The following is a 24,167-nucleotide window of genomic DNA, read 5'->3' as shown; positions in this document are numbered from 1 at the left end:
GCCACGGCGAGGCCAACCCCCAGGCTGCTTGCTGCCAGGTGACGAAAGCCCAGGGCACCATTCCGCAGCCGGTTCGCGCCGCCCTGCATCTCCAGGCCTCCGATCCCTTCGGCTCATTCAGCGAATGGCATTCCGTCGCCGATGTGAAACCTATGGCCAGCTTTGAGCAAGGCGACGTGATCAAGGTGCCGTTCCCTTACATCGATCGTCCCACCCGTAAGTTTTGCCCGGCGCTGGACGTGTCGAGTAACGCTACCGACGAAGCCAACGTATTCCTATGGGTGGTGATGTTCACCAGTGCCGACAATCGTGGCTGGCCAGCTGATGTGCTTGTGAGCAACCTGCCCCCAGCAGGCCTGCCGGTGCCGTCGCAGATCCGCACGGCCAAGATCCCGACCATCGAAGCGTCCGAAGCCACGAAGCTCGGCAACGTGCCGCGGGCCCTGTTCCTGCAGGTGACCAGGCGGATCTAGGGCGTGCTCGGTGGCTTCGCTTCAGGCCGCTTAAGCAGACGCTGTTTCGTGCCCAAGGAGGACGACATCCACCTGTAGATCCTCAGCTTGCCAGCCTGCAGCTGCCTGCCCTTGATCCTGGAGCCAGTGCCCCTTTGCTCAGAAGGTCTCCCCCAGCGCCGCCAGCGCTGACTCCTCTACCCAGACAGACACAGAGCCGCCGTTGCAGCGCCATTCCGCCCAGCCATCGCCATTGCTGGTGATCGGCTCGGAGATTACACCGGTGAGGTCGCGGAACACGGTGTTGGGCTTGCCCACCTCCATCCATTTGCTGCCGGCACCGCCATCGCTCATCAACACGGCCATGGAATGGGGATGGTCCTTGCTGCCGAGCCGGGTCCAGCCGATCGTGTTGTAGTGATCGAAGTAGTCGTACTGATCGCCATAGGCGAAGTGTTTGCGGGCAAGCAGCAGCTTGTCGAGGATGGCGCGGTGGCTGTCGAGCCAGATTTCGTACTCGTTGCCGTCACGGCCTTTGTCCTTGTAATGGGCGCCGTAGTAATCGGGGTGGAAGATGCAGGGATAGCCCTCGCGGCGCAGCAGGATGATGCCGTAGGCAAGTGGTTTGAACCAGCTTTCCACCACTGATTCCAGCGCCTGCAGCGGCTGGGTGTCGTGGTTGTCCACCAGGGTGACGGCCAGCAGCGGCATCTCCTTCATCAGGGTGCCATCGAGGATCGTGCGCATGTCGAACTTGCCACTGGCGCGGCTGGCGCGGTGGAAGTTGTTGTGCAGCGGTGCATCGAACATGCACATGCGCCCTGCCGTATTGCCGGCGTACCAGCCGAGTGTATTGATGTCATAGGTCCAGTATTCGCCCACGATGAAGAGATCGCGCTGGGCGTAGTTTTCCAGGTATTGGATCCAGTCGCTGAAGAAGTCGCTGTTGATGTGCTTGATCGCATCGAGGCGGAAGCCATCCACCCCCACATGATCCAGCATCCACTCGCCCCAGTGCTTCAGCTCACCCCGCACTTCCGGATGGTTGATGTCGAGGTCACAGCCCATCAGGTAGTCGTAATTTCCACTTTCGAGATCCACGTTGCCTTCGAACTGCTTCTCCTTCATTCGCCAGATCGCCTTGAAGCCCGGATCCAGGCTGTTGTAATCCACGGAATCAAAGTGCCACCAGTGCCAGTCCATGCTGGAGTGCAGCTTGTTGCGGCCCGGAAAGGTGAAGCCCGTCCAGGAGCGGATCGTACGGGCATCACCGAGGGGGTTGTAGCGGTTGGTGGGGTCGAAGGGAATCGCTTCGAAATCCTCTTCGAAATCCGCTGCCATCTTGTGGTTGAACACGGTATCTGCGTAGATCTGAATGCCCAGATCCCGGCAGAGTTTCACGCCGGCCAGATACTCGCCCTTGGTTCCGTACTTGGTGCGCACCGTGCCCTTCTGGTCGAATTCGCCGAGATCGAACAGGTCGTAGGTGCCGTAGCCCACGTCGTTGGCGCCGCCGATCCCCTTGTTGGCCGGCGGCAGCCAGAGCCCGGTGATGCCGGCTTTCGCCAAGGCCGGAGCCTCGGCCAGCAGCCGGTTCCAGTGCTGCCCGTCGGCCGGGGTGTACCAGTGGAACCACTGCATCATCGTGCCGTTGTAATCGCCGATCCCCTTCTTGCTCAGCAGGGTCTCGGTGTGGGTGTCGAGCCACTGGCGCAGCAGGGCAACCGCTGCTTCGCCGGTGTCGCGTTCCGGGTCCCTCTCGGCCTCCAGAACAAGGTCCCTGAGCTCCTGGAAGATGGCGTCCATGAGGTCCTACACGTCTGCGCGAAGGCTATCCGCGGTTGGGCAAGGCGGCTGTGGCTGCGGCGCGCTGGATCAGCGAAGCTCGTACTTCAGCCAGCGGCAGTCGATGCCGCCGTTGCTCACCGGGATCCTGCGGCTGGCCTTCATGCGCAATGCACCAGTGAGTTCGGGGTTCCCGCTCAACAGCCAGAGGGTCCAGCCGGAACAGCGTTCCTTGGCCATCCGACCCAGATCGGAGTAGAGCGCCTCCAAGTCCTCCCCATCGCCGAGCCGCTCGCCGTAGGGCGGATTGCACACCAGCAGACCAGCTGCACCGCTGGGCGGCTCGAAGTTGCGGCAATCGCCCTGGCGTAGATCCAGCCAGGGCCCCACGCCAGCTGCGGCGGCATTGGCGCGGGCCTGCTCCAGCACAGCCGCTTCCGCCTCCATACCCACGATCGGGGCCAGCGGGCGACCATCGGCCAGCCCGTCGCGGGCCAGGGCTGTGGCGGCCTCCACCTCCTGCTGCCAGAGGATCGGATCGAAATCCGGCCAGCGCTGCAGGGCGAAACTCCGGGCGCGGCCTGGCCGGTTCGCCCCGCCGCCCTCCAGGCCTGCAGAGCGGCCCAGGGCCATGCAGGCTGCTTCGATCAGCAGGGTGCCGGAGCCGCAGAGGGGGTCGGCGAGGGGCACACTGCCATCCCAGCCGGTGAGGGCGATCAGCCCGGCGGCCAGGTTTTCCTTGAGCGGGGCCAGCCCCATGGCGGCCCTGTAGCCGCGGCGGTGCAGGCTGGCGCCACCACCATCAAGGCTGAGCACCGCTTCGGCTGCTGCCCCCCAGGGACCGCCGCCCCCTCTGGGGGTGCCCAGGTGAAGGTGGAGCACAAGGTCTGGGTCGTCCAGATCGATGGAGGATCGCTGCCCCCAGTGCTGCCTCTGGAGATCCACCAGGGCGTTCTTCACCTGCAGGGCGCTGTAGTGGCTGTGGCTGAGGCCTGGTGCGCTGCCACTGGCTTCCACCTTGAAGCTGCGCTCCGGGGGCAGCCAGTGCTGCCAGTCGGCCGACCGCTGCACGCCGGCGTGGAGATCCTCTCGACCTCTGCAAGGAAAGCGGGCCAGCTCGCGCAGGAACCGGAAGGGCAGTCGTGCCTGCAGATGCAGTCGGTAGAACCCGGCCAGGTCCGTACGGCAGGCCACGGCCCGCCGCAGCGGCTGCACCGCTTCAGCGCCAAGGGCCGCCAGCTCGATCGCGCTTGCCTCCTCCAGACCCGGCGGCACCACGGCGATCACGTCTAAGGGCCGATCGGGGTGGGGGGTTTCCATCGCTCCATGGTGGCCTTCGGCATCGGTTCGGGGATGCCCACCTGCTCGGTGTTGGGCCGTTGGCAGGCGCAGGTGCCACAATGCAAATGTCCGTCTTCGGGCGGACTAGGTGGCTCACACCGGTTCTTCGGACAGCGGTTCGATTCCGCTCAGCTCCACTTCAAGGGGCTGCAATGGTTTCGACGGGGTATGAGGAGGGTGACTGAAGCCTGCTCGGTAAGAGCAAATCCGTAACAGCGAACAACATCGTTGCTTTCTCCCGTCAGCCCGCCCCTGTGGCCGCCTGACTCCTTAGGGAGATGGGGTAAGTCAGCCTTATCACCCAATTGACTCACGGGGGCTGGAAGGCCCCCATTTCATTGGCGATAGCCAGGCTCAGTGGGGCAGAAGTTCGATGGCCACCCGCAGCTCGAAGTTGACGACCTCGGCATAGCGGCACAGAAGGCCCAGGCAGGGCTCATGATTTCTTCCGCTCTCTAATCGTGAAATGGCCGTGCGGGTTGTTCCCATGCGTTGGGACAGTTGTTCTTGCCAGAGGCAGAGGTGGTGTCGGGCACTCATCAGCTGGTCGAACAAGACGCACTGGTGAATAAACCATGCCTTCAGCCCCGCCGGCCACTGTTGAACACGATCGATTCGCTGGAGCGCTTTGCGGCAGAGATGGTGCAGCTCTCGGCGGAAAACCTGCGGAAGAAGAAGGGGGCGAGATTCGGTTGATCAAGGCCGTTTGCACTTGCCCACAGCGATCAGAACTTCCGCAATTCCCGGCGGGGATCGCGCTGGGTTCCCTTCTGCCCGTGGAACACCTGCACCGCCAGTCCCAGTCCCAGGAGCAGTAGGGCCAGTATTGGCCAGGGATTACCGCGGTGTGAAGCCATCGAGCCAGATGCGGGAGACCATGCTGCCTGAGCGCGGTCCGCGCCCCCTCAACCCTCGGGGTTCTGGGGGTTGACGATCCTGGCCAGCGTCCGCTCCAGGGGCGCCAGGCTGATGTTCTCGCAAGAGGAGAACTCGCCATGGCCGAAGGGATTGTCCAGATCCCAGATCATCAGCAGGATGAATACCATCAGAAAGGCGATCGCACCGAGATAGAAGAAGATCTCCGCCCAGCCCTCCATGCGGGTCAGCACCAGGCCGGCGCACAACACGGCGGTGCTGGCTGCTGATAACCAGTACACCGTGGGGACAAAGGGAATCGAGCGGATCGTCTCCATGCGCAGTAACTGGCTCCGAAGCGACGCCAGCTCCTGAAGCAACCGTGTCATGAAGGGTGACTCACATTTGCCGCGGAGCTGAGCCAGATCGGCATTGAGCCGATCCATCAGCTCGAACAGGTCGTTGGCGCAGGAGGTGCCATGGAACCACCCCAGGAAGCCTGGCCCGAGCTGAGCCAGGGTGGCCAGGGCCGCCGACGGGTCGGCTTCCGGCCGTGCCCAGCCCAGCGCCTGTAACTCCGCAACCAGGTTCAACAGGGTCTGGGCGAGCTGGGCGGGACACTTCTCACTTTCTTTGTAGTCGGTGAGCACGCCGTTGAACAGGAAGCCGATCAGAAAGACATTGGAGGTGATCAGTCCGGCGAACAGGGGTGTGGCCGCGAGCACCTCCCAACCCCGGGCCATGGCCAGCACCTTGAGCGCTGCCAGGGGCACCAGAACCAGGACCAGCTTCAGCAGCATGCCCAGGCGGCGCATCACCATTGCGATAGGCCCCCTTGATCCTTCACGGTGTCCCGCACCGGTCTACTCAAGGGATTGTCGGCCGGCCTCAAGGCAACAGCGACGAGTCGAGGCGACTGACGTGGCGCTGAGCCTTTCGATGTGCCGGCTGGAGCGGCCGGTGATCTCCCCGCCCGGGACCATGCGGAGAAGACTCTGCTGACATCGCCGAAATTCGAGATACAGCGGCCCCACCGCTGCGGTGGGGGATCAGCGCACCGGCAGCATCAGATGGGCGTAGGGAGTACCGGCCCACATCACGTAAGCCTCTCGGGTGTCTGGCCGCGGAGCCTTGGGGTAGCCCGCCAGGGTCTGGGGGGAGATGCCCACGAGCATCACGTGGGCGCCTGTGTGCACCCAATCTTCACCAGGGGAGGGTGTCTTGGCCCATGGATCGGTGTTGCTGGCGTCGGTACCACCGGCGAGCATGTACATGAAGCCCGGCTTGTTCTGGTTCGGTGCCTTCCGTCCCACCCACTGCATCACCCATTCCATTGCATTGGCGTCCGCGCACATCGGATCCGGTCCTGGTGTCGCCGGGTTGTCCGGCAGGCAGATGAAGTTGTTGCTTCCCTTGCGTAGCTGCTTCATGGATCCGTCGGCATTCATGAGCATCACACTGGCCTTGGCGGCAATCGCTCGCGGCGCGGCTGATTCGGCACTGCGGATCGGATCCGGAGCAAAGGCCAGTGCCGTGCTGCACGGTGCAACCGCCAGCGCGGTGGCCACGGCCAGCATGGACGGGGTGAGCGGAAGGGTTGCCCGGATGGTCATGGCAGATGCTCCTTGGCTTTTGACCAGCATCACAGGAAAGTGAGGACGGAAGACTGGGTAAAAGCTCTCAAGACATCAACGAAGACACTTGATGACATGGTCCCAGTCATGACGCAGGAATCCAGGACGGCAACTAAGCCTGCATGGCCGATCATCGAATGTCTCAACTTTGACAAGGTCTCCGCCATTTGCAGGAGTACTGAGAATTTGGTTGTTTGCTGCCATGCTGCGATTTTCAATGGGTGTTGTTTAGCCATCAACAACGGGCCGGCACGTGCCGTTCGCAGGCCTGACTAGAAACGACCAGCCCATAAGTTTGTGATGAATAGGTTTCGTTCATCGCGAAAATTTTTCTATATTTCACCAAAATGCAGCAATTTGTGGGCGGGGCGCTCCAGCGGCCTAGGCTGAGCTTGACTCAGCTCACAGTGTTCCACTGAGGCCAGGGTCATCATGCCCTCAACGAGTCAATCGGCAAGAATGTCAACAAGATTTTTGAGCATGTTCAAGCAGCCTGGCCGTGGCCTCTGTGCTGGGGCCGGTGCGGGCCTGCTTGCCGTCGCGGTAGCGGCAGTTGGGCTCCCCGGCGCGAGTGCGGCAGAGGCTGAAGCCCTGGCGTTACTCAAGGGGATGACCACCTACATGGCGGCTCAGCAGGCCATGTCATTCCGTTACGACGCCGATCTCGATGTCGTTACCACTGAACAGCAACGACTCACGTTGGCCAGCTCCGGAACGGTGTCGCTGGCTCGCCCCGGTCGTGTCCGTTTCACCCGTTCCACCGGTTTCACCGACATTGAAACGGTCTTCGATGGCTCGACCTTCACCCTTCTGGGTAAAAAGGCCAACGTTTACATGCAGGTTCCTTTCAAGGGCACGATCGAAACCATGGTGGATGAGCTCAAGGACAAGTACCGCAGACCCCTCCCCGCAGCTGATTTGCTGCTACCGAAGGCCTACGCCGAACTCACCGAGGGCGTCACGGATGTCAAGGATCTAGGCAGCGGCGTGGTCGGTGGTGTGGAGTGTGATCACCTTGCGTTCCGCAAAAAGGATGTCGATTTCCAGATCTGGATTGCCCAGGGACAGCGTCCCTATCCCTGCCGTTACATGATCAGCTCTACGACGGTGCCTGGCTCACCTCAGTACAGTGTTCAGATCAGCAACTTTCAGACGGGATCCGCGGCAGTCGGACAGAGCTTCAGCTTCGTGCCACCTAAGGGGGCGAGGGCCATCAGTAAGGATGAATTGAAGACGATCAAGTCCATGGGCGAACTGCCCAGTCACTTCACTCAAGGAGGAACTCCATGACCACCACCCGCAAGACTGCTGCTCTGCTTGTTGCCCTTGCCCTTGCTGGCTCAGGCTCTCTGCAAACGCTCCCGGGTCAGCTCCTGAATGCCCTGGTGCCGTTGGCGCAGGCCCGCGTCGGCCGTCCGCTCACTCCCGTCAGCGTGGCTGGAGTGGCCCGACGCACCGTGCGTCGTTGTGCCGTTGGTGTCTACGACTGCTGAACCAACGGCCCGCCATGAGCCGTCCTGAATTGCCCCACCTTCCCGATTGGTCCGCCCTGCCGGCGGATCTGAGGAAGCAGGTGGAGCAGTGCAATCCTGAAACCCAGTGGTTCTGGAAGGGATTGGAAGACAGCGATGGTTTTGATCGGTTACTGATCACCATCCGCCATGCCCTCGCTGAATCCGGCTGCCTCCAAGCCACGCACCAGCTGGATGAGCCCCCACTTTGACGACATAATTGATTGCAGGACAGCGCCATCGCTTCCGCACCCAACGGTCTGATCAGACTTCAGGCCGCCATTCCCCCAACCCCATGACCAGCGCGGCCATACAAGAAAAGCTGCTGAGGCTTCAAACCGTCGGTATCTTCGCCGCCACGCCGGATGAAGTGCTGCTCCAGTTGGCTGAAGCTCTGGAAGAAGTGCATCTCGCTGCCGGTGAGCAGCTTTTTGCCAAGGGTGACCTCGGCACCTCCATGTATGTGATCGTGGCTGGCAAAGTGCGCATCCACATCGGTGAGCAGACCGTGGTGGAACTTGAGGATGGCGAAATCGTGGGAGAGCTTGCCGCCCTCGATCCGGAACCACGCTCGGCATCCGTGAGCGCGATCGATCCAACCACGCTCTATCGCATCGAGCAGGCTACCTTGCAGGCCTTGATGGCTGATCACCCCGAGATTGTTCAGGCCGTAATCAAGGAGCTGGCCCAGCGGCTGCGGGACACCACCGCTCCTTACGGTTTCAACTGATCGTTTCAGCGGCTGCTGGAGCTGCCCCCGGCCTTGGTCTTGAAGCCACTCCAGACAGCCAGTTCCTCGATGGTCAGCAGTCCTTCACGGCGCTCGCCACCAAGATCCCAGGTGGGAAAGGCGCGGATCTTGGCCGCCTGGCAGCGTTCTCGCCCGGCCTGGTCCTTGTCGCATTCAACGTAGGGCAAGCGCTGGCCCGCCTCAGTGCCGAAGAGGTTCTTCTGGTGGAAACAGTGGGGACACCACCAGGCGCCGTAAAAGATCGCTCCGCGTGTGCGCAGATGTTCCACCAGAGCCTTCTGCTCCGGCGTGGATGGGCTCACGGCTTCGCCGAGGCTGCCACTGTCCGATGGGCTGCCCTCACGGGCGAGTGCCTGGTTGCGGCCGCTGCCTGAGGCCCCCACCATGACCAGGCTCAGGCTCATCAGTGCCAGGGAAAGCAGCCGGATAGCCCGGGGGTGGCCGGGGGTGGCATCAGGCATCAAGGTTCCAGTCTCAGGTGCCTCGAGATTAGGGCTGCGTTCGGGCTTCCGCCCTTTCGGGGGGCACCTGTTCGAACCTTTGGCTGGGACACTGGAGCTCATGCGACGTCTCGCGTACCGATGGGCTTGTCTCGATGAATGCCAACGGCTACCGCGACTACTTCAAGGTTCTGGGCGTTGAGCGCAGTGCTGATGCCGATGCCGTCAAGCGCTCGTTTCGCAAGCTGGCCCGCCAGTACCACCCGGATGTGAACCCCGGTGATGCCACGGCAGAGGCCAAGTTCAAGGAGATCAGTGAGGCCTATGAGGTGCTCTCCGACCCCGACAAGCGTCGGCGCTATGAGCAGTTCGGCCAGTACTGGAGCCAGGCCGGCGGAGGTGCCGGCGCAGCCCCGGGCTTCGATGTGGATTTCGGCCGCTACGGCAACTTCGACGAATTCATCAACGACCTGCTCGGCCGCTTCGGCGGGGCCCAGGGAAATACCGGTTTTGGGGCAGGCCCCGGTGGGTTCGGGTTCTCGGGCGGTTTCCCCGGAGGCTTTGCCAGCGGTTTCGGCGGGCCAGCGACAGGTCGAAGCGGCGTCCTCAATCTGGATGCGGAAGCCACCATCAGCCTCAGCTTCGCTGAAGCCTTCCGTGGCTGCGAGCGCACCTTGGCCGTCAACGAGGAGCGGGTACAGGTCCGTGTTCCGGCCGGGGTGCGGAGTGGCAGCCGCCTGCGGCTCAAGGGCAAGGGCAACCTGCAGCCCGGCACCGGCCGCCGCGGCGATCTCTACCTCAATCTTCAGCTCCAGGACCACCCGATCTGGCGCCTGGATGGCGATCAGCTCCGCGCCGACCTGCCTCTCAGCCTTGATGAGCTGGCTCTTGGCGGTGAGGTGAGGGTGGCCACCCCCGATGGGGAAGCCACCGTGCAGGTACCTCCCGGTGTAGCCCTGGGCCGCAGTCTGCGTCTCAAAGGCAAGGGTTGGCCAATCAAGGATGGGCGGGGTGATCTCCTGCTGAGCCTCACCCTCAAGCTGCCGGAGCTCTTCAGCGACACAGAACGGAAGCTGCTGGAGAAGCTGCGAGAGGCCCGCAGCCTCGATCCCCGCCGTGACTGGATGAATGCCGCCAGGCTCTGAAGCCACGCAACGGACCATCGGTTGATCCAGCAGACTTCTCCCGAGAGAAATTGGTCAGAGTTTGGGTCTGCAACGGCGGTGGCTTTGGCTTTGGTTGGCGCTCCTGGTGATCGGGGTTTTGGTGGCCGTTAAGGCAGTTGTGCCGCTGGAGCGAGGTTTGCCAACGGCACTGGTTCATGAAGAAACCAGGTTGGTGAATCCTGGGAAAGAACTTGCCGACTCGAACGGAATCGGAATTGAGGTCGGCACGTTTATCGAGAACCTTCACAGCTTGTCCTTGCGGCAGAGGATCTTCAATGCTGAGGGTTTCTATTGGTTGGAATGGCCAAGGCAGGTGCAGAACCTGATGGAGGCTGAGGGAATCACCCCGCTTCAGCTGGTGGAGATTACCAATCAGGTGAACTCGTCGTCGGCCCTGATCCAGCCTGATACGGCGGCCCCGTTGCCCAGGCCTGGAGATCGTTTTTATCAGCGCTTTCGTTTTTCCACGAGTCTTTACATTCCCGATGTCGATCTCAGGCGATCACCTTTTGAACGCTTGGTGTTGCCACTGGTTCTTGAAGTTGTTCCTGACGCATTGGCGCGCCAACAGGGAAATGTTGTGCTTGTTCCCGATACCGATTCAGGCAACAGCAAGGTTGGCAGTTATGCATCGATCAATGGTTATGATATCGAGTCCATTCGATCTGTATCGTCGCTCCACTCCTACGGGACAAGCTGGGGGCTGGATCAGGGCGATCTGGACTACTCGCGCCTCAGTGTTCAGGTGGTGATGAGGGGCGATCCGTTCTCCAGTTTCGTGACCTGGATCCTGCCGCTTCTGATCGTGATGCTGATTGTGTTGCTGGCTCCCCTGTTGGATGGGGGGCTGGGTGAGATCCGCCTGGCGATTCCTTCTACCGCCCTGCTGACTCTGATCTTTCTCCAGCAATCATACAAGGCCGAATTGCCGTCCCTTAGCTATCTTACCTTTCTCGATTGTCTCTATGCGTATTCTTGTGTTGTTTGTGCTCTTCCTGTGGGGCAGCAATGTATATGCGGCAACTCATGGCCATCAGAAAAGTGACGCACTGAAAAGGATTAACGGCGTGGACAAAGCTTATCAGCTAAGTGCGCTGGCTGGATTCTTCGCTGTTGCCATTCTTGCCTGGCTAATTTAAAAGCCCGTTGCCTTAAATTGTTTTTTAAACTATTCTGAGCCTGTGGGGCTTTACGATCGAGATACCCATTCTGGTTGCATGGAACTCACCTACCGTCCGCGGCGCCTGCGCCGCACGCCAGCCCTCAGGGCCATGGTGCGCGAGTTCCAGCTCAGCCCCGCCGATTTCATCTACCCCCTGTTCGTGCATGAGGGGGCCAGCAATGAGCCGATCGCTGCCATGCCCGGGGCTCAGCGCTGGAGCCTGGACGGGCTGGTGGAGGAGGTGGGCCGTGCCTGGGATCTCGGCATCCGCTGCGTGGTGCTCTTCCCCAAGGTGGCCGATGGCCTCAAAACCGAGGACGGCGCTGAATGCTTCAACGAGGGTGGCCTCATCCCCCGTGCGATCAGGCGGCTCAAGCAGGATCATCCCGGCATGGCGATCATGACCGACGTTGCCCTTGACCCCTACTCCTGCGACGGTCACGACGGCATCGTCAGCCCTGAAGGCGTGGTGCTCAACGACGACACCGTTGCGATCCTCTGCCGCCAGGCGGTGGCCCAGGCCAGGGCAGGCGCTGATCTGATCGGCCCCAGCGACATGATGGATGGCCGTGTCGGCGCCATCCGTGAAGCCCTCGATGAGGAGGGTTTCGAGCACGTTGGGATCATCAGTTACACCGCCAAGTACGCCTCCGCGTATTACGGCCCGTTCCGTGAAGCCCTGGATTCCGCCCCGCGCACCGACTCCAGCAAGCCCATTCCCAAGGACAAGAGCACCTACCAGATGGATCCGGCCAATGGCCGAGAGTCGCTCACCGAAGCCCTGCTCGACGAACAGGAGGGGGCCGACATCCTGATGGTGAAGCCAGGCCTGGCCTACCTCGACATCATCCACCGCCTGCGCGGCGAAACCGAACTGCCGATCGCCGCCTACAACGTCAGTGGTGAGTACTCCATGGTCAAGGCGGCCGCCGAGCGGGGGTGGATCGATGAGCGGGCTGTGGTGCTGGAAACCCTGCTCTGCTTCAAGCGGGCCGGGGCCGATCTGATCCTCACGTATCACGCCTGCGAGGCAGCCAGCTGGTTGCGGGAAGGCTGAGCGCGGCGGCGTGCAGCGACGCCGGACCAGCCCCGGTCGGGCCCACCGGCCGATCAGAATGGCACCAGCGACAGTGAACGGCCATGGCCGTGCAGCGACTGGGCCATGTGGCCGTGCAAGTACAGGACATGGCCCGGGCCAAGGCTTTTTACGTGGCGCTCGGTCTGCGTGTCACCTGGGATGCCGACGACTGGGCCTATCTCCAGTCGCCTGAATCCGGCGACGGCATCGCCCTGCTCGCCCCCAGCTACCGCCAGGCTGGCCCACACTTCGCCTTCCACTTCGAGGACCGCGCCGGGGTGGATCAGGTCCATGCCCAGCTGGAGGCTTCCGGGCACCGGGTCGGGCCCATTCATGACCACCGTGACGGCACCGCCTCCTTTTATCTGCAGGATTCCGAGGGCAACTGGCTCGAGATGCTTTATGAGCCACCAGCCGGCATCGCCTCCAACACCGGCCAACCGGTGATGCCGCTTCAGGCGCGAGGGCAGGCCGCGCCTGGGCAGGAGCCGGTTTGAGCCCCTCCGCCACGACGGCGATCGCAGCCGAAGCCCTTGAGCTGCTCGAGTGGGAGCGGCTGGGGCAGCACCTGGCGAGCTTCGCGAGCACCAGTGCCGGCGCTGCCCACTGCCGCTCACTGCCCCTTGCTGATGATCGCGCCGAGAGTCTGCGCCTGCTCGCGGAAACCAGCGAGCTCCTCGACCTTGATGGCCTGATCGAGGGGGGGCTCAGCTTCCTGGGCGCCGCCGATCTCAGCGGCACCCTGCGCCACTGCGCCAAGGGAGGCACGGCCGCAGGCGAAGATCTGCTGGCGGTGGCCTCCACCCAGGCGGTGGCCCGCCGCCTGCGCCGCCAGATCGAGGCTCCAGAGCTGCGCCCCGTCTGCGGCCTGCTGATGCGCGATCTGCGCACCCTGCCGGAGTTGGAGCAGCGCCTGCGCTTCTGCCTGGAGGAGGGCGGCCGGGTGGCGGACCGAGCCAGCCCCGAGCTGGCCGGCGTCCGCCAGCAGCTGGCTGGCCTGCGTCAGCAGCGGCGGGATCGCCTCCAGGAGTTGATGCGCCGCCAGGGGGGGCTGCTTCAGGACAGCGTGATCTCCGAGCGCAATGGCCGCCCGGTGCTGGCGGTGAAGGTGACAGCCGCCTCCCAGTTGCCGGGGCTGGTGCATGACAGTTCCGCTTCGGGCAGCACGGTGTTCATCGAGCCGAAGGCCGTGATCACGCTCGGCAACCAGATCCGGGAGCTGGAAGGACGGGAGCGTCAGGAGGAATGGCGGGTGCTCTCCAGCCTCAGTGCCCTGGTGGCCGAAGAGGTGCCAGCCCTCGAGGAGCTGCACCGGGTGCTGGTGGCCCTTGACGTCGCCCTTGCCAGAGCCCGCTACGGCCGGTGGCTGGGTGCCGTGCGCCCGGAACTTTCCGCCGACCCTCAGGCGCCGGTTCTGCTGCGTGATCTGCGCCACCCGCTGCTGCTCTGGCAGGAGCAACGCGGCGGGGAGGCCAGGGTGGTGCCCGTCACGGTGTCCGTGAGCGAGGAGTTGCGGGTGGTGGCGATCACCGGCCCGAACACCGGTGGCAAAACCGTGACCCTCAAGAGTGTGGGCCTGGTGGCTCTGATGGCGCGGGCCGGGCTGTTCCTGCCCTGCTCCGGCACTCCCCAACTGCCCTGGTGCTCCCTGGTGCTGGCCGATATAGGTGACGAACAGTCGTTGCAGCAGAACCTTTCCACCTTCAGCGGCCACGTGCGTCGCATCGCCCGCATCCTCGAAGCCCTGGACGCCCCCCCGTCGTCGCCGGGAGCCACTCTGGTGCTGCTGGATGAGGTGGGTGCCGGCACCGATCCCACCGAAGGCACGGCCCTGGCGATCGCGCTGCTCCGCCACCTGGCGGAACGGGCCCGACTCACCATCGCCACCACCCACTTCGGTGAACTCAAGGCGCTCAAGTACACCGACAGCCGCTTCGAGAACGCCTCGGTGGCCTTCGACAGCGACACCCTCTCCCCCACGTATCACCTGCAATGGGGCATCCCCGGCCGCAGCAACGCCCTGGCGATCGCCAAGCGGCTGGGGCTGGATTCGGAGGTGATCGCTGAAGCCAACAGCCTGCTCGTGCCCCGGGGCGAGGGGGAATTGAACCAGGTGATCCGGGGCCTCGAAGATCAGCGCCGCCGTCAGCAGGAGGCGGCAGAGGAGGCGGCGGCCCTGCTGGCGCGCACCGAACTGCTGCATGAGGAGTTGCTGCAGCGCTGGCAGCAGCAGCAGGAGCAGTCGGTGGAACTCCAGGAGCAGCGGCGTCAGGCCCTGGAGCACTCGATCCGCGACGGGCAGCAGGAGGTGCGCCGGATCATCCGGCGCCTGCGCCAGGGCGGTGGCGATGGCGAGCGAGCGCGCCAGGCGGGCATGCGGCTCAAGCAGCTCCAGCTGGAGCACACGCCCCAGCCCCAGCGCCGGGCCACCAGCGGCTGGCGGCCGGTGGTGGGGGAGCGCATTCGCCTGCTTTCCCTGGGCAAGGCGGCCCAGGTGCTGGCGATCAGCGCCGATGGCCGCGAACTGAGCGTGCGCTGCGGCGTGCTGCGGCTGCAGGTCGATCTCTCCGGCATCGAGAGCCTGCAGGGTGAGAAGCCCGCTCCGCCAGAGCAGGCTCAGCCCGTGATCGAGGTGCGCGCCAGCGGGCGCCACCTGGGCGGCTCAGGCCCCCAGGTGCGAGGCGAACGCAACACCGTGGACGTGCGCGGGATGCGGGTGCATGAGGCGGAAGCCGCTGTGGAGGAGCAACTGCGCAACGCCAATGGCCCGCTCTGGGTGATCCATGGCATCGGTACAGGCAAGCTCAAACGCGGACTGCGCCAGTGGCTGGCCACCGTGCCCTGGGTGGAGCGGGTCAGTGATGCCGAGCGTGGCGATGGCGGCCAGGGCTGCAGCGTGATCTGGCCGAAATGAGGCGTCGCCTCAACCCAGTTCCGGCAACACCACCTCCATCTCGTCCTGGTGTCCCTTGGCGCCGCCCTTCACAGGCATGGGCTCCGGCCTGGGCAGGGCCTCGCCGTCGGACTCGAAGAAGCGCCATCCCTGCGGATCGATCTCCAGGTGGATCCTCTGACCTGCCTTCAGGCGCTGGTCAGGGTCCGTGCGCACCTGAATCAGATGGCTGCCACCGATCAGCCGGCAGCTGATCAGCAGTTCGTTGCCAAGGGCCTCGAGATGGGTGACTTCCGCCTCCAGGTTGCGGTTGGTGGCGGGCGCCAGCTTGAAGTGCTCCGCCCGTAGCCCTGCCGTGAGACTGCCGCCCCCTCCGCCACCGGCCCGGGCTTCGAGGGCCAGGGCCATCTCCCCTTCCACCAGAAACCGACGACCGGCGAGCTGGACCTGATCGGCTCCAACCTGCTCCACAGGCAGGAGGTTCATGGGCGGGCTGCCGATGAACTGGGCCACGAACAGGTTGGCGGGATGCTGGTAGAGCTCCATCGGCGTTCCCAGTTGCTGGAGCCGTCCCTGGTTCAGTACGGCGATGCGGTGGCCCATGGTCATCGCCTCCACCTGGTCATGGGTGACGTAGAGGGTGGTGATGCCCAGCTCCCGCTGCAGCGCCACGATCTGGGCCCTGGTGCCGGTGCGGAGCTTGGCGTCGAGGTTGCTGAGCGGTTCATCCATCAGGAACACCTTCGGCTGACGGGCGATGGCCCGGCCCAGGGCCACCCGCTGCTTCTGGCCGCCGGAGAGCTCCTTGGGCAGACGCTCAAGCAGCGGGGTGAGTTCCAGTTGCTCGGCCACAGCCTTGATCCGCTCCTCAATCCGCCGCTCCCGCTCGGAAGGGACCCGCAGCCCGGCGGGCAGGCGCCGCGTGAACTTGTGAAGTCCGTCCTGCAGCTGCTGGATGGTGTTTCTGGGTCGGCTGCGCCGAAGCCCGAAGCCGATGTTGTCGGACACGCTCAGGTGGGGGTAGAGGGCGTAGCTCTGAAACACCATCGCCACATCGCGCTGGGCCGGCCGTAAGCCGCTCACGGCGCGCTCTCCCACCCGGATCTCACCGCTGCTGGGAGTTTCGAGACCCGCCAGGATGCGTAGCAGGGTGCTCTTGCCGCAGCCCGAGGGACCCACCAGCACCAGGAATTCGCCGTCGTGCACGGTCAGATCCAGCTGCCGCAGCACCTCCACCGGCGCACTCCCCCGCCGGGGTGGGAAGGTCTTGCTGACCTTCTGGAAGCGCACCTCAGCCAAGATCAGCCCTCCGACCGGCCGATCCTAGGGTTGGTGATCCATCTGGCCCAGTCCCTGCGGTCTTCCCTTGCAGTTCATTGATCAAGCCCGCATCGCGGTCCAGGGCGGCCGTGGCGGAGATGGCATCGTCGCTTTCCGACGTGAAAAGTATGTGCCCGCCGGTGGCCCCTCCGGCGGAGATGGCGGCAATGGCGGCACCGTCTGGCTCGAGGCCGATCCGAACCTGCAGACCCTGCTCGACTTCAAATACAAGCGGTTGTTCGAGGCCCCGGAAGGTCGCCGCGGAGGGCCTAACAGACGCAGTGGTGCCAGCGGCGACGACCTTGTGATCCGGGTACCCTGCGGCACCGAGGTGCGTCTGCAGGAAAGCGAGCAGTTGCTCGGTGACCTCACCGAACCCGGCGACCGGCTGCGGGTGGCGGCTGGGGGCCGCGGCGGCCTGGGAAATGCTCACTACCTCAGCAACCGCAACCGGGCGCCGGAGAAATGCACCGAAGGCAAGGACGGTGAGGAGCGCCAGCTCCAACTGGAGCTCAAGCTGCTGGCTGAGGTGGGCATCATCGGCCTGCCCAATGCCGGTAAGAGCACCCTGATCAGCGTGCTCTCCGCCGCCAAGCCCAAGATCGCCGATTATCCCTTCACCACCCTGGTGCCTAACCTGGGGGTGGTGCGCCGCCCGAGCGGGGATGGCACCGTCTTCGCGGATATCCCCGGCCTGATCGCCGGCGCTGCCCAGGGAGCCGGTCTGGGCCACGACTTCCTGCGTCACATCGAGCGCACCCGCCTGCTGGTGCATCTGGTGGATGCCTCCAGCGCAGATGTCACCAGCGACCTGGCAGTGGTGGAGCAGGAGCTGGTGGCTTACGGCCATGGCCTCGATCAACGCCCCAGGATCCTGGCCCTCAACAAAAGTGAGCTCTTGCTGCCCGATCAGCTTGAGGCAGCCCGCGCCGCCCTGGCTGCTCTCTGGGGCGGCGAGGTGCTGCTGATTTCTGCAGCCACCAACTGGGGCCTCGATGGACTGCTTGCTGAGGTCTGGAAAGAGCTGGGGATCTAGTGAATGCTAGGAGGCCAGCGTGGGGTTCCATGAAAAAACCCCCGCTCAGGGGGGTGAGGGCCGTATGGCAACAGGTCTGGCGACCAGTAGAACGTGAAGGCTGATCAGTCGTCGTAGACCCGGCACTCGGGAGCTTCGGGGTTGAGATCGCAATAGACCTCAAGCGAATTGGGATCGTGATCGTCTTCGGGGTGATGCGATTTGTATTCCTCGAGCGACTTGAGCTCTTCTTCGAGGTGGCGCACTTTCGCCTCGTTACCGACGGCCTTCGCCGTTTCGATTTCGATCTGATCCTTGCGGATGTGCTCGTCGATGGAAGTCATAGGAAGGCCGGCCTTCGGCTACCGGGGCTTATCGAGTCCACCATACGGGGGCCCTCCCGGGCCATGGGGGCAATGTGATCCAGAGCTGATCAAGTGCCCAGCTCACTGAGCTCCAGCCAGCGCTCCTCACCGCGCTCGATGCGCTCCAGCAACGCAGCCAGGTCGTGGGTGAGGCTCTCGAGACGGGAGTAGTCGCCGCCTGCTCCTGCTGACAGCTCCTGCTCCAGCTGCGCCCGCCGCGCTTCCCACTCCGGCAGCGACTGCTCCAGCTCCTCCAGCTCCCGGCTCTGCTTGAAGCTGCGCCGCCTGGGCGCTGGGGTCACCGACCCTTTCAGTGCCGCTGCCGGGGTTCTTGATGGAGTCGCTGCCGCCGCCGTGCGTGCTTCGGCCCCTGCCGCCATCCGCTCCAGGTAGGCGCTGTAGTTGCCCTCATGACGCCTGAGCTCACCGGCTTCGAAGCAGAACAACCGGTCCACGGTGCGGTCGAGGAAGTAGCGGTCGTGGGAGACCACCACCACACAGCCGCGGAAATCCTCCAGGAAGTCTTCGAGCACCGTGAGGGTGTGCACGTCGAGGTCGTTGGTGGGCTCATCGAGCAGCAGCACATTCGGGGCGCTGATCAGCAGCCGGCAGAGGTAGAGCCGCCGCCGTTCGCCGCCGGAGAGTCGTCCGATCGGGCTGTGCTGCTGGGCGGGGGGGAACAGGAACCGCTCCAGCAGCTGGGAGGCGCTGACGGCCACTCCATCCACCTCGATGCGGCTGGCCTCCTCCTGCACGTAGTCGATCAGCTTGCGCTCCAGCCCCCGGTCGCTGGAAAGCCCCTCGGCCTGCTGATCGAAGTAGGCCACTCGCACCGTGCTGCCCAGCTCCAGGCGTCCCTGCTGGGGTTGGCGGCGGCCGGCAATCAGATCGAGCAAGGTCGATTTCCCTGAGCCGTTGGCCCCGATGATCCCCACCCGGTCTTCGGGACTGAAGTCGTAGCTGAAATCGCGCAGCAGGAGTCGGCCAGTGTCTGGCGCCCCGTCGGCAGGGACGGGGCCCGGTTCGGCCCAGACGCTGAGATGCTCAGCCGTGATTGCCTTCTTGCCGAGACGGCGATGGGCGCTGACCAGGCTGAGCTGTCCCTTGCTCTGGCGCTTCGGGGCCTCCTGCATCGCCTCGATCCGCTGGATCCGGGCCTTCTGCTTGGTGCTGCGGGCCTGGGGACCGCGGCGCAGCCATTCCAGCTCCCGCCGCAGGGCCCCCTTGAACTTCGTGGCGCTGGCCGCTTCGATCGCCTCTTCTTCGGCCTTGGTCTGCAGGTAGGTGGCGTAGTTTCCGGGATAGTTACGGGCCACGCCTCGGTCCACCTCGACGATGCGGCGGGCAACCCGGTCGAGCACGTAGCGGTCGTGGGTGATCAGCACCAGGGCACCGGGGAAGCGCTCCAGCTGCCCCTGCAGCCATTCGATGCAGAGCGCGTCGAGATGGTTGGTGGGTTCATCGAGCAGAAGCACATCGGGCTCCGCCACCAGTGCCGCCGCCAGGGCCAGCCGCTTGCGGAATCCGCCGGAGAGCTCACCCACCCGCCGGTGCACGTCGCTGATGCCCAGGCGCTCGAGCACCTCATGGCACTGCTGCTCCAGGCTCCAGGCGTTGGCCTGGTCCATGCGCGCCTGCAGGTCGCTGAGCTCCCCGAGCAGGGCCTGATTCCCGGGGTCGTTCGCCAGGTCCTGGCTCACTTCGGTGAAGCGGCGCAGCAGCGCCATTTTCTCGCCGCTGTCCTCGAACACCTGCTCCAGCACGGTGCGCTCGGGATCAAGATCCGGCTCCTGGGCCACCATCACCACCTTCAGCCGCCCGGAGCAGCGCCGCTCGCCTTCCCCCGGCGGCTCCAGCCCCGCCAGCAACCTCAGCAGGGTCGATTTGCCGGCGCCATTGGGGCCAATCAGCCCCAGACGGTCTCCCTCCTGCAGGTGCAGGTCGAGGTCTTCAAAGAGGGTGCGAAGGCCGAAGTCCTTGCTGACCCCCACCAGGCTGATCAGGGTCACGCTCGCGAGGGAGGCCTCTGGCTCTCCAGATAAGCAAAGACGCTCTTGTCGCCCACATCGGCGGCGGCCTGCATCGGGAATTTGCGCAGGGTCAGGATCAGCAGCAACCCAGCTTCGATGGCCAACAGGGTGAAGGTGGTGCGGTCATCGAGCAGGCCCACCAGGCGGCCCAGCAGCGCCACCGGCAGCAAGAGGGTCACCCCGATCGCTTCGGGCCGCTGGAAGCAGAAGAATTCCTTGAAGCCCACCCCCGCCAGGGCCGCGAAGAACGGCCCCACAGCCCAGATCCAGCGGGAGTCGGCCGCCAGGGTTTCGAGCATGGCGGCCTGACCCGAGCGCAGGGCCAGGGACACCCCGCCGGCACAGCCCAGCAACCAGAACAGCTGGAGGGCCCGGTGCAGCGGCCGCAGGTAGATGTGAATCCAGCGCAGGGCCAGGCCCAGCCCCACGGCCATCAGCACCAGCCACGGCCAGAGCCCCCGGCTGCCCCAGAGCGCCCACTGCAGCAGCAGCCCCGCCTGGGCCAGGGCCAACCCCAGCAGGGCCAGGCGGTAGCCAAGCACCTCGCGCCGGTCGAGGGACGTGATCGTGAAAGGTCCATAGACGCCCTCGAACACTGGATCGTCCGGGCTGCCCTCGTTCTGGGATTGATCGGTCATGGCTGGGGTCGCGAGGGAGCTGGGCCTGCCACCAGTGTGGCCAGATCCGCCCCTGCCGGAACGATCCCTGATGGGTGGAGGGGAAAGAGGGCCCCGAAGTAGTCGTGGCGCCATGACTGGTCAAAGCAGGTGGAAGCCACCCCGGGGAGGGCATGCAGGCGGGCGCGCCAGCTCATCAGGGCAGGGAAGTTCCAGAGCGGCCGGCGGCTGCAGCCGAACAGGGGGGCATAGACCAGCTCCAGGCGGATCAGGGTCGGAAAGAGCACCACATCCGCCAGGGTGAGCCGCTCACCGCACAGCCAGGGACCTCCCTGCTCCAGGGCTGTCTCCGCCGCCTCCAGGCTGGCGAACAGTTCAGCTTCGGCCCGGTCGTAGGCGGCCTGGGTGCGCGCGAAGCCGCAGCGGTAGACCCCATCGTTAACAGTCTCCTGCAGCCGCTGCCGCCAGTGGCTGATCGCCTCCGCCTGCTCCTCCGGCAGCAGATCCGGAGCCCCCTGTGGGGCGGGCCAGCGGTTGAGCAGTTCGATCAGCCGGGCGCTTTCGTTCACAAGGATCCGGCGGCCGGGGCGGTCGTAGAGGGCGGGCACCGTGGCACGGGCTTTCGGGTCACCGCCACTGCGCCTGTAGAGCTCCACCAGGGCGTTGGCCCCCTCATAGGGGGTATCGAAGCGCCAGCGGCCTGCCTTGGGATCGGGTTCCACCACAACAAGCTCCAGGCTGCCGGCGAGCTGGCGCAGGCTCCACACCAGCCAGGCCCGGTGGGCCCAGGGGCAGCTGCGTCCCACGATCAGCCCGTGGACGCCAGCGTTGGCGGCCGTGGCAGGCAGTTCCGGGGTGGCGGCGAAGGCGCTCTCAGGGCGCCGGTAGTTCCCGGCGGCGTCGGCTGGGCCCAGGCCCTTCATCAGCTGGCGCCACTGGCAGCGCCAGGCGGCACGCACGCCGGCGACCAGCGGGGGAGGAACGGCCATGGCAGGGTTCAGCGCTGCCTGTGACTCTGGCCCGCAGCGGCCTCCCGCTGCGCCAGGCTGGCGGCAAATATGTTCCGCAGGAGGCGTTGCAATGGGCGCGGCACAGGTTCTGGTGGTGGCCGGCACCCATGGCAATGAACGCAACGCCCCCTGGCTGCTGGAGCACTGGCTGGCTCACCCCGGCGCCCTCGATAGCTCCGGCCTTGGGCTGCAGCTGGTGATCGGCAATCCAGCAGCTTTCGCGGCAGGACGTCGCTATCTCGATCGCGACCTGAACCGCTCGTTCACCAGCGCCCTGCTCGAGGCCCCCGGCCCAGCTGATCGGGAGGTGCAGAGGGCCCGTGAGCTGCTGGCCCTGCACGGGCCGGCCGGAACCCAGCCCTGTGCCCTGGTGCTTGATCTGCACAGCACAACAGCCGCCATGGGCAATTCCCTGGTGGTGTACGGGCGGCGACCAGCGGATCTGGCTCTGGCGGCGGGCATCCAGGCGTTGCTTGGCCTGCCGATCTATCTGCATGAGGACGATGCCAACCAACAGGGGTTTCTGCTGGAGTGCTGGCCCTGCGGCCTGGTGATCGAGGTGGGTCCGGTACCGCAGGGGGTGGTCAACTCCGCGATCTGCCACCAGACCCAGCGGGCACTGGAGGCGGCCCTGATGGTCCTGGCCTCAGCCAGGCGGGGTGATCTGGCCCTGCCCCGGGGGCTCACGGTGCACCGCCACCTGGGCAGCCTTGATCTACCGCGCCGCCCCGATGGACGCCCGGCCGCTTGCCTGCATCCGCTGCGACAGCACCGCGACTGGCAAGCGATCTTCCCCGGCGATCCCCTCTTCGTCACAGCGGGTGGTGAAACCCTTCGCTATGAGTCCGCCGATCCCGGGCCGCTCTGGCCGGTATTCATCAACGAGGCGGCCTACGGCGAAAAGGGAATCGCCCTCAGTCTGACCAGCCGGGAACGCTGGCCATGCGAATCGGACTGGGCAGAGGGCCTGCACCAGCTGGCGAAACAGCTGATGGCTGCACCTGGTTGAGCGTCCAGCGCTCAGATGGCCGCCCCGCCCGGGACAGGTTCAGCCGGTGGTGTCTGCTGGGGGCTCTGCCCTACAGGCCGGGGGGCTCCGTTGTAGATCAGCTTCACAACGGAGCGGCCATCGGCTGAGACTTCGATTTCGCTTTCGGCCGTTGGAGCCAGACCGAGGATCTGCCAGCCCGGAGGCCCTCCCAGAAAGCGGAAGATGTAGCCATTGGTATCGCCCTTGACCAGGCAGGCGCCACCACCACGGTTGTACATGCACGCGTCCGGCCGGTAGACCGTCAAGCCACCATTGAGTCGTTCGGCGTACATGCGGGCCACATTTGTGGCCCGCTGGCGGGTGAAGGGAAAGAGCTCGTAGCTGTCCTGGGCCACGGATGGTCTGGCCGCCAGGAGTGCGAGGCAGGCCGTGAGAGCAAGAAGTGGACGCATACCCACCACCATGAATCAGTTGTGCTCGGCTCAGGGGCGGGTCGTGTTCAGATCAGCCACAGGCCCAGGTCCCCTGCTCCTTGGTGCAGGGAAGATCGGTCGAGCTGCCATCGGCCCAGTAGATCCGCAGGCGGTCGTCCTGGCTGTCCATTCGGAAAGTCAGCGACTTGACCACACCGGCCGGGGGCTTGCCGGAGGGGTCAGCGGGATCGGGGCGCGCCGGACTCGCCAGGCGCTGTTCGATCTGCTGGAGCCGTTGCTCCAGTTGCTCCAAGCGTTGACTCTCCTTCGACGGAGAACTGGGACAGCCGGCCAGACCCAGGGCAAGCAGAGCAAGGCCTCCAGCAAGTAGTGGCCTTGAGGGGCGTGAACGCAAGGGCATCTCAGCGGCAGACCTGATGGGACACCGCACAACTAGCAAGACCGTCAGGCGTTGACCAGACGCTCGCTCCAGTAGATGACTGCCCCAAGGCTCTCCAGGTGGTGGCGGCGCCGGCGCAGCTGGTTCATGGGCAATGTTTCGGTGGAGCGGTTACCGCCCAGATCCCAGCAGATCAGGACCATGGGATCACCTCGATGGAACGGTCTGAAGAAAACCTTAAGCCTGCTTGGTGTGCATCGGTACGGATGCCCAGCGGAATGTCGCGAGGGCGACACATGGCCGGGCCAATCCGGGTCCTACTCAAAACCGCGAGTCTCCAGCCCGCTGAAGCCGCAAGCAAACCTTAAGCGCCTCACACATCCCGCAATGGTCTGTTACATTGCAGCAGGCGACAGGCTTTCGAGCCGAGCGGACAGAAATTTCTGATCCGGGTTGTCGTTCTACCTACCCGCTCCTTCCGGGGCACACACTCACGCTCTCATGACCACCACCCTTCAGCAGCGCCAGGGCGCGTCTGCCTGGAGCCAGTTCTGCGAGTGGGTCACCTCCACCAATAACCGCCTCTACGTGGGCTGGTTCGGTGTGCTGATGATCCCCACCCTGCTGGCTGCCACCATCTGCTTCATCGTGGCCTTCATCGCTGCACCTCCCGTCGACATCGACGGCATCCGTGAGCCCGTTGCCGGCTCGCTGCTTTACGGCAACAACATCATTTCCGGCGCTGTTGTTCCTTCGAGCAACGCCATCGGCCTGCACTTCTACCCGATCTGGGAAGCCGCCAGCCTCGACGAGTGGCTCTACAACGGCGGTCCCTACCAGCTGGTGGTCTTCCACTTCCTGATCGGCGTCTTCTGTTACATGGGCCGCGAGTGGGAACTTTCCTACCGCCTCGGCATGCGCCCCTGGATCTGCGTGGC

The 24,167-nt window shown here is 64.7% G+C and carries 28 protein-coding genes and 1 pseudogene; 14 read left to right on the top strand and 15 right to left on the bottom strand.

The window, feature by feature from the left end; translation table 11 throughout:
* Nucleotides 1-38: 38 nt before the first annotated feature.
* On the top strand, nucleotides 39-473 hold the full coding sequence (locus CJZ82_RS13655) for a type II toxin-antitoxin system PemK/MazF family toxin (protein WP_198949781.1): 435 nt from the start codon (nucleotides 39-41) through the stop codon (nucleotides 471-473).
* Nucleotides 474-611: 138 nt separating this feature from the next.
* On the opposite strand, the gene CJZ82_RS13650 is transcribed toward CJZ82_RS13655, so the two are convergent.
* From CJZ82_RS13650 to CJZ82_RS19400, 3 genes are all read right to left on the bottom strand, one after another.
* On the bottom strand, nucleotides 612-2,258 hold the full coding sequence (locus CJZ82_RS13650; protein WP_233130252.1) for an alpha-amylase: 1,647 nt from the start codon (nucleotides 2,256-2,258) through the stop codon (nucleotides 612-614).
* A gap of 69 nt (nucleotides 2,259-2,327) precedes the next feature.
* Nucleotides 2,328-3,557, bottom strand: coding sequence for a class I SAM-dependent RNA methyltransferase (locus tag CJZ82_RS13645; protein ID WP_094556319.1), 1,230 nt, complete (start codon nucleotides 3,555-3,557; stop codon nucleotides 2,328-2,330).
* Nucleotides 3,558-3,932: 375 nt separating this feature from the next.
* Nucleotides 3,933-4,067, bottom strand: a complete 135-nt coding sequence (locus tag CJZ82_RS19400; RefSeq protein WP_255380937.1) for a hypothetical protein — start codon at nucleotides 4,065-4,067, stop codon at nucleotides 3,933-3,935.
* A gap of 3 nt (nucleotides 4,068-4,070) precedes the next feature.
* Between CJZ82_RS19400 and CJZ82_RS13635 the strand changes: the two genes are divergently transcribed.
* The gene (locus CJZ82_RS13635; RefSeq protein ID WP_143593675.1) at nucleotides 4,071-4,274 is read left to right on the top strand and encodes a hypothetical protein; all 204 of its coding nucleotides are present in this window, start codon (nucleotides 4,071-4,073) and stop codon (nucleotides 4,272-4,274) included.
* Between the two features lie 29 nt (nucleotides 4,275-4,303).
* Here the strand turns inward: CJZ82_RS13635 and CJZ82_RS19395 are convergent, their stop codons facing one another.
* The 3 genes from CJZ82_RS19395 to CJZ82_RS13625 all read right to left on the bottom strand — a co-directional run bounded on the left by CJZ82_RS19395 (nucleotide 4,304) and on the right by CJZ82_RS13625 (nucleotide 6,046).
* Nucleotides 4,304-4,435 carry a hypothetical protein gene (locus tag CJZ82_RS19395; protein WP_255380935.1) on the bottom strand — a complete coding sequence of 44 codons (132 nt, stop codon included), beginning with the start codon at nucleotides 4,433-4,435 and terminating at the stop codon, nucleotides 4,304-4,306.
* Nucleotides 4,436-4,483: 48 nt separating this feature from the next.
* On the bottom strand, nucleotides 4,484-5,254 hold the full coding sequence (locus CJZ82_RS13630; RefSeq protein ID WP_094556317.1) for a hypothetical protein: 771 nt from the start codon (nucleotides 5,252-5,254) through the stop codon (nucleotides 4,484-4,486).
* Nucleotides 5,255-5,482: 228 nt separating this feature from the next.
* Complete coding sequence (locus CJZ82_RS13625) at nucleotides 5,483-6,046, bottom strand: hypothetical protein (RefSeq protein ID WP_198949780.1); 564 nt, start codon at nucleotides 6,044-6,046, stop codon at nucleotides 5,483-5,485.
* A gap of 501 nt (nucleotides 6,047-6,547) precedes the next feature.
* Here CJZ82_RS13625 and CJZ82_RS13620 point away from each other — a divergent pair.
* From CJZ82_RS13620 to CJZ82_RS13605, 4 genes are all read left to right on the top strand, one after another.
* Nucleotides 6,548-7,357, top strand: a complete 810-nt coding sequence (locus tag CJZ82_RS13620) for a DUF2092 domain-containing protein (RefSeq protein ID WP_094556315.1) — start codon at nucleotides 6,548-6,550, stop codon at nucleotides 7,355-7,357.
* Nucleotides 7,354-7,560 carry a hypothetical protein gene (locus CJZ82_RS13615; RefSeq protein WP_094556314.1) on the top strand — a complete coding sequence of 69 codons (207 nt, stop codon included), beginning with the start codon at nucleotides 7,354-7,356 and terminating at the stop codon, nucleotides 7,558-7,560. The genes CJZ82_RS13620 and CJZ82_RS13615 overlap by 4 nt, the downstream gene beginning before the upstream one ends.
* Nucleotides 7,561-7,574: 14 nt before the next feature.
* On the top strand, nucleotides 7,575-7,790 hold the full coding sequence (locus CJZ82_RS13610) for a hypothetical protein (protein WP_094556313.1): 216 nt from the start codon (nucleotides 7,575-7,577) through the stop codon (nucleotides 7,788-7,790).
* Nucleotides 7,791-7,873: 83 nt separating this feature from the next.
* Nucleotides 7,874-8,308: a cyclic nucleotide-binding domain-containing protein gene (locus CJZ82_RS13605; protein WP_094556312.1), complete on the top strand. Its 435-nt coding sequence runs from the start codon at nucleotides 7,874-7,876 to the stop codon at nucleotides 8,306-8,308.
* Between the two features lie 5 nt (nucleotides 8,309-8,313).
* Here CJZ82_RS13605 and CJZ82_RS13600 read toward each other — a convergent pair whose 3' ends face one another.
* Nucleotides 8,314-8,790: a hypothetical protein gene (locus CJZ82_RS13600; RefSeq protein WP_094556311.1), complete on the bottom strand. Its 477-nt coding sequence runs from the start codon at nucleotides 8,788-8,790 to the stop codon at nucleotides 8,314-8,316.
* A gap of 134 nt (nucleotides 8,791-8,924) precedes the next feature.
* Here CJZ82_RS13600 and CJZ82_RS13595 point away from each other — a divergent pair, with 134 nt between their 5' ends.
* The 5 genes from CJZ82_RS13595 (at nucleotide 8,925) to CJZ82_RS13575 (ending at nucleotide 15,089) form a co-directional block, all read left to right on the top strand.
* On the top strand, nucleotides 8,925-9,914 hold the full coding sequence (locus CJZ82_RS13595; RefSeq protein ID WP_094556310.1) for a DnaJ C-terminal domain-containing protein: 990 nt from the start codon (nucleotides 8,925-8,927) through the stop codon (nucleotides 9,912-9,914).
* A 94-nt stretch (nucleotides 9,915-10,008) separates the two neighbouring features.
* Nucleotides 10,009-10,980: a hypothetical protein gene (locus CJZ82_RS13590; protein ID WP_143593674.1), complete on the top strand. Its 972-nt coding sequence runs from the start codon at nucleotides 10,009-10,011 to the stop codon at nucleotides 10,978-10,980.
* Nucleotides 10,981-11,152: 172 nt separating this feature from the next.
* Complete coding sequence (gene hemB, locus CJZ82_RS13585) at nucleotides 11,153-12,154, top strand: porphobilinogen synthase (RefSeq protein ID WP_094556308.1); 1,002 nt, start codon at nucleotides 11,153-11,155, stop codon at nucleotides 12,152-12,154.
* An 83-nt stretch (nucleotides 12,155-12,237) separates the two neighbouring features.
* Nucleotides 12,238-12,672 (top strand): VOC family protein, encoded by a 435-nt coding sequence (locus CJZ82_RS13580; protein WP_094556307.1) that lies wholly within the window; start codon nucleotides 12,238-12,240, stop codon nucleotides 12,670-12,672.
* Complete coding sequence (locus CJZ82_RS13575; protein WP_198949779.1) at nucleotides 12,669-15,089, top strand: endonuclease MutS2; 2,421 nt, start codon at nucleotides 12,669-12,671, stop codon at nucleotides 15,087-15,089. The genes CJZ82_RS13580 and CJZ82_RS13575 overlap by 4 nt, the downstream gene beginning before the upstream one ends.
* A 9-nt stretch (nucleotides 15,090-15,098) precedes the next feature.
* Here the strand turns inward: CJZ82_RS13575 and CJZ82_RS13570 are convergent, their stop codons facing one another.
* On the bottom strand, nucleotides 15,099-16,367 hold the full coding sequence (locus tag CJZ82_RS13570) for an ABC transporter ATP-binding protein (protein ID WP_094556306.1): 1,269 nt from the start codon (nucleotides 16,365-16,367) through the stop codon (nucleotides 15,099-15,101).
* Nucleotides 16,368-16,434: 67 nt separating this feature from the next.
* Here CJZ82_RS13570 and cgtA point away from each other — a divergent pair, with 67 nt between their 5' ends.
* The gene (gene cgtA / locus CJZ82_RS13565; protein ID WP_094556305.1) at nucleotides 16,435-17,424 is read left to right on the top strand and encodes an Obg family GTPase CgtA; all 990 of its coding nucleotides are present in this window, start codon (nucleotides 16,435-16,437) and stop codon (nucleotides 17,422-17,424) included.
* A gap of 104 nt (nucleotides 17,425-17,528) precedes the next feature.
* On the opposite strand, the gene CJZ82_RS13560 is transcribed toward cgtA, so the two are convergent.
* From CJZ82_RS13560 to CJZ82_RS13545, 4 genes are all read right to left on the bottom strand, one after another.
* Nucleotides 17,529-17,747, bottom strand: coding sequence for a CP12 domain-containing protein (locus tag CJZ82_RS13560; protein ID WP_094556304.1), 219 nt, complete (start codon nucleotides 17,745-17,747; stop codon nucleotides 17,529-17,531).
* A gap of 89 nt (nucleotides 17,748-17,836) precedes the next feature.
* A complete protein-coding gene (gene abc-f / locus CJZ82_RS13555) occupies nucleotides 17,837-19,777 on the bottom strand; it encodes a ribosomal protection-like ABC-F family protein (RefSeq protein ID WP_094556303.1) in 1,941 nt (646 codons plus the stop codon).
* Nucleotides 19,774-20,436, bottom strand: coding sequence for a DUF2301 domain-containing membrane protein (locus CJZ82_RS13550; protein ID WP_094556302.1), 663 nt, complete (start codon nucleotides 20,434-20,436; stop codon nucleotides 19,774-19,776). The genes abc-f and CJZ82_RS13550 overlap by 4 nt, the downstream gene beginning before the upstream one ends.
* The gene (locus CJZ82_RS13545) at nucleotides 20,433-21,404 is read right to left on the bottom strand and encodes a glutathione S-transferase C-terminal domain-containing protein (RefSeq protein WP_094556301.1); all 972 of its coding nucleotides are present in this window, start codon (nucleotides 21,402-21,404) and stop codon (nucleotides 20,433-20,435) included. The genes CJZ82_RS13550 and CJZ82_RS13545 overlap by 4 nt, the downstream gene beginning before the upstream one ends.
* Nucleotides 21,405-21,495: 91 nt before the next feature.
* Here CJZ82_RS13545 and CJZ82_RS13540 point away from each other — a divergent pair, with 91 nt between their 5' ends.
* Entirely contained in the window at nucleotides 21,496-22,434 is a 939-nt protein-coding gene (locus CJZ82_RS13540; protein ID WP_094556300.1) for an aspartoacylase, read from the top strand.
* Nucleotides 22,435-22,445: 11 nt separating this feature from the next.
* On the opposite strand, the gene CJZ82_RS13535 is transcribed toward CJZ82_RS13540, so the two are convergent.
* The 3 genes from CJZ82_RS13535 to CJZ82_RS18710 are packed head-to-tail and all read right to left on the bottom strand — an operon-like array spanning nucleotide 22,446 to nucleotide 23,432.
* Nucleotides 22,446-22,868: a hypothetical protein gene (locus CJZ82_RS13535; RefSeq protein ID WP_198949778.1), complete on the bottom strand. Its 423-nt coding sequence runs from the start codon at nucleotides 22,866-22,868 to the stop codon at nucleotides 22,446-22,448.
* A 52-nt stretch (nucleotides 22,869-22,920) separates the two neighbouring features.
* On the bottom strand, nucleotides 22,921-23,250 hold the full coding sequence (locus CJZ82_RS13530; protein WP_094556298.1) for a carbohydrate porin: 330 nt from the start codon (nucleotides 23,248-23,250) through the stop codon (nucleotides 22,921-22,923).
* Nucleotides 23,251-23,294: 44 nt separating this feature from the next.
* The gene (locus CJZ82_RS18710; RefSeq protein WP_198949777.1) at nucleotides 23,295-23,432 is read right to left on the bottom strand and encodes a hypothetical protein; all 138 of its coding nucleotides are present in this window, start codon (nucleotides 23,430-23,432) and stop codon (nucleotides 23,295-23,297) included.
* A gap of 298 nt (nucleotides 23,433-23,730) precedes the next feature.
* Between CJZ82_RS18710 and CJZ82_RS13525 the strand changes: the two are divergent.
* Nucleotides 23,731-24,167 (top strand): annotated as a pseudogene (locus CJZ82_RS13525) (photosystem II q(b) protein); the annotation flags it as partial.

The organism is Synechococcus sp. 1G10 (assembly GCF_002252625.1).
Classification (GTDB): Bacteria; Cyanobacteriota; Cyanobacteriia; order PCC-6307; family Cyanobiaceae; genus Regnicoccus_A.
The sequence above is the reverse complement of the archived record's forward strand: the minus strand, read 5'-3'. Positions and strand labels throughout refer to the sequence as shown.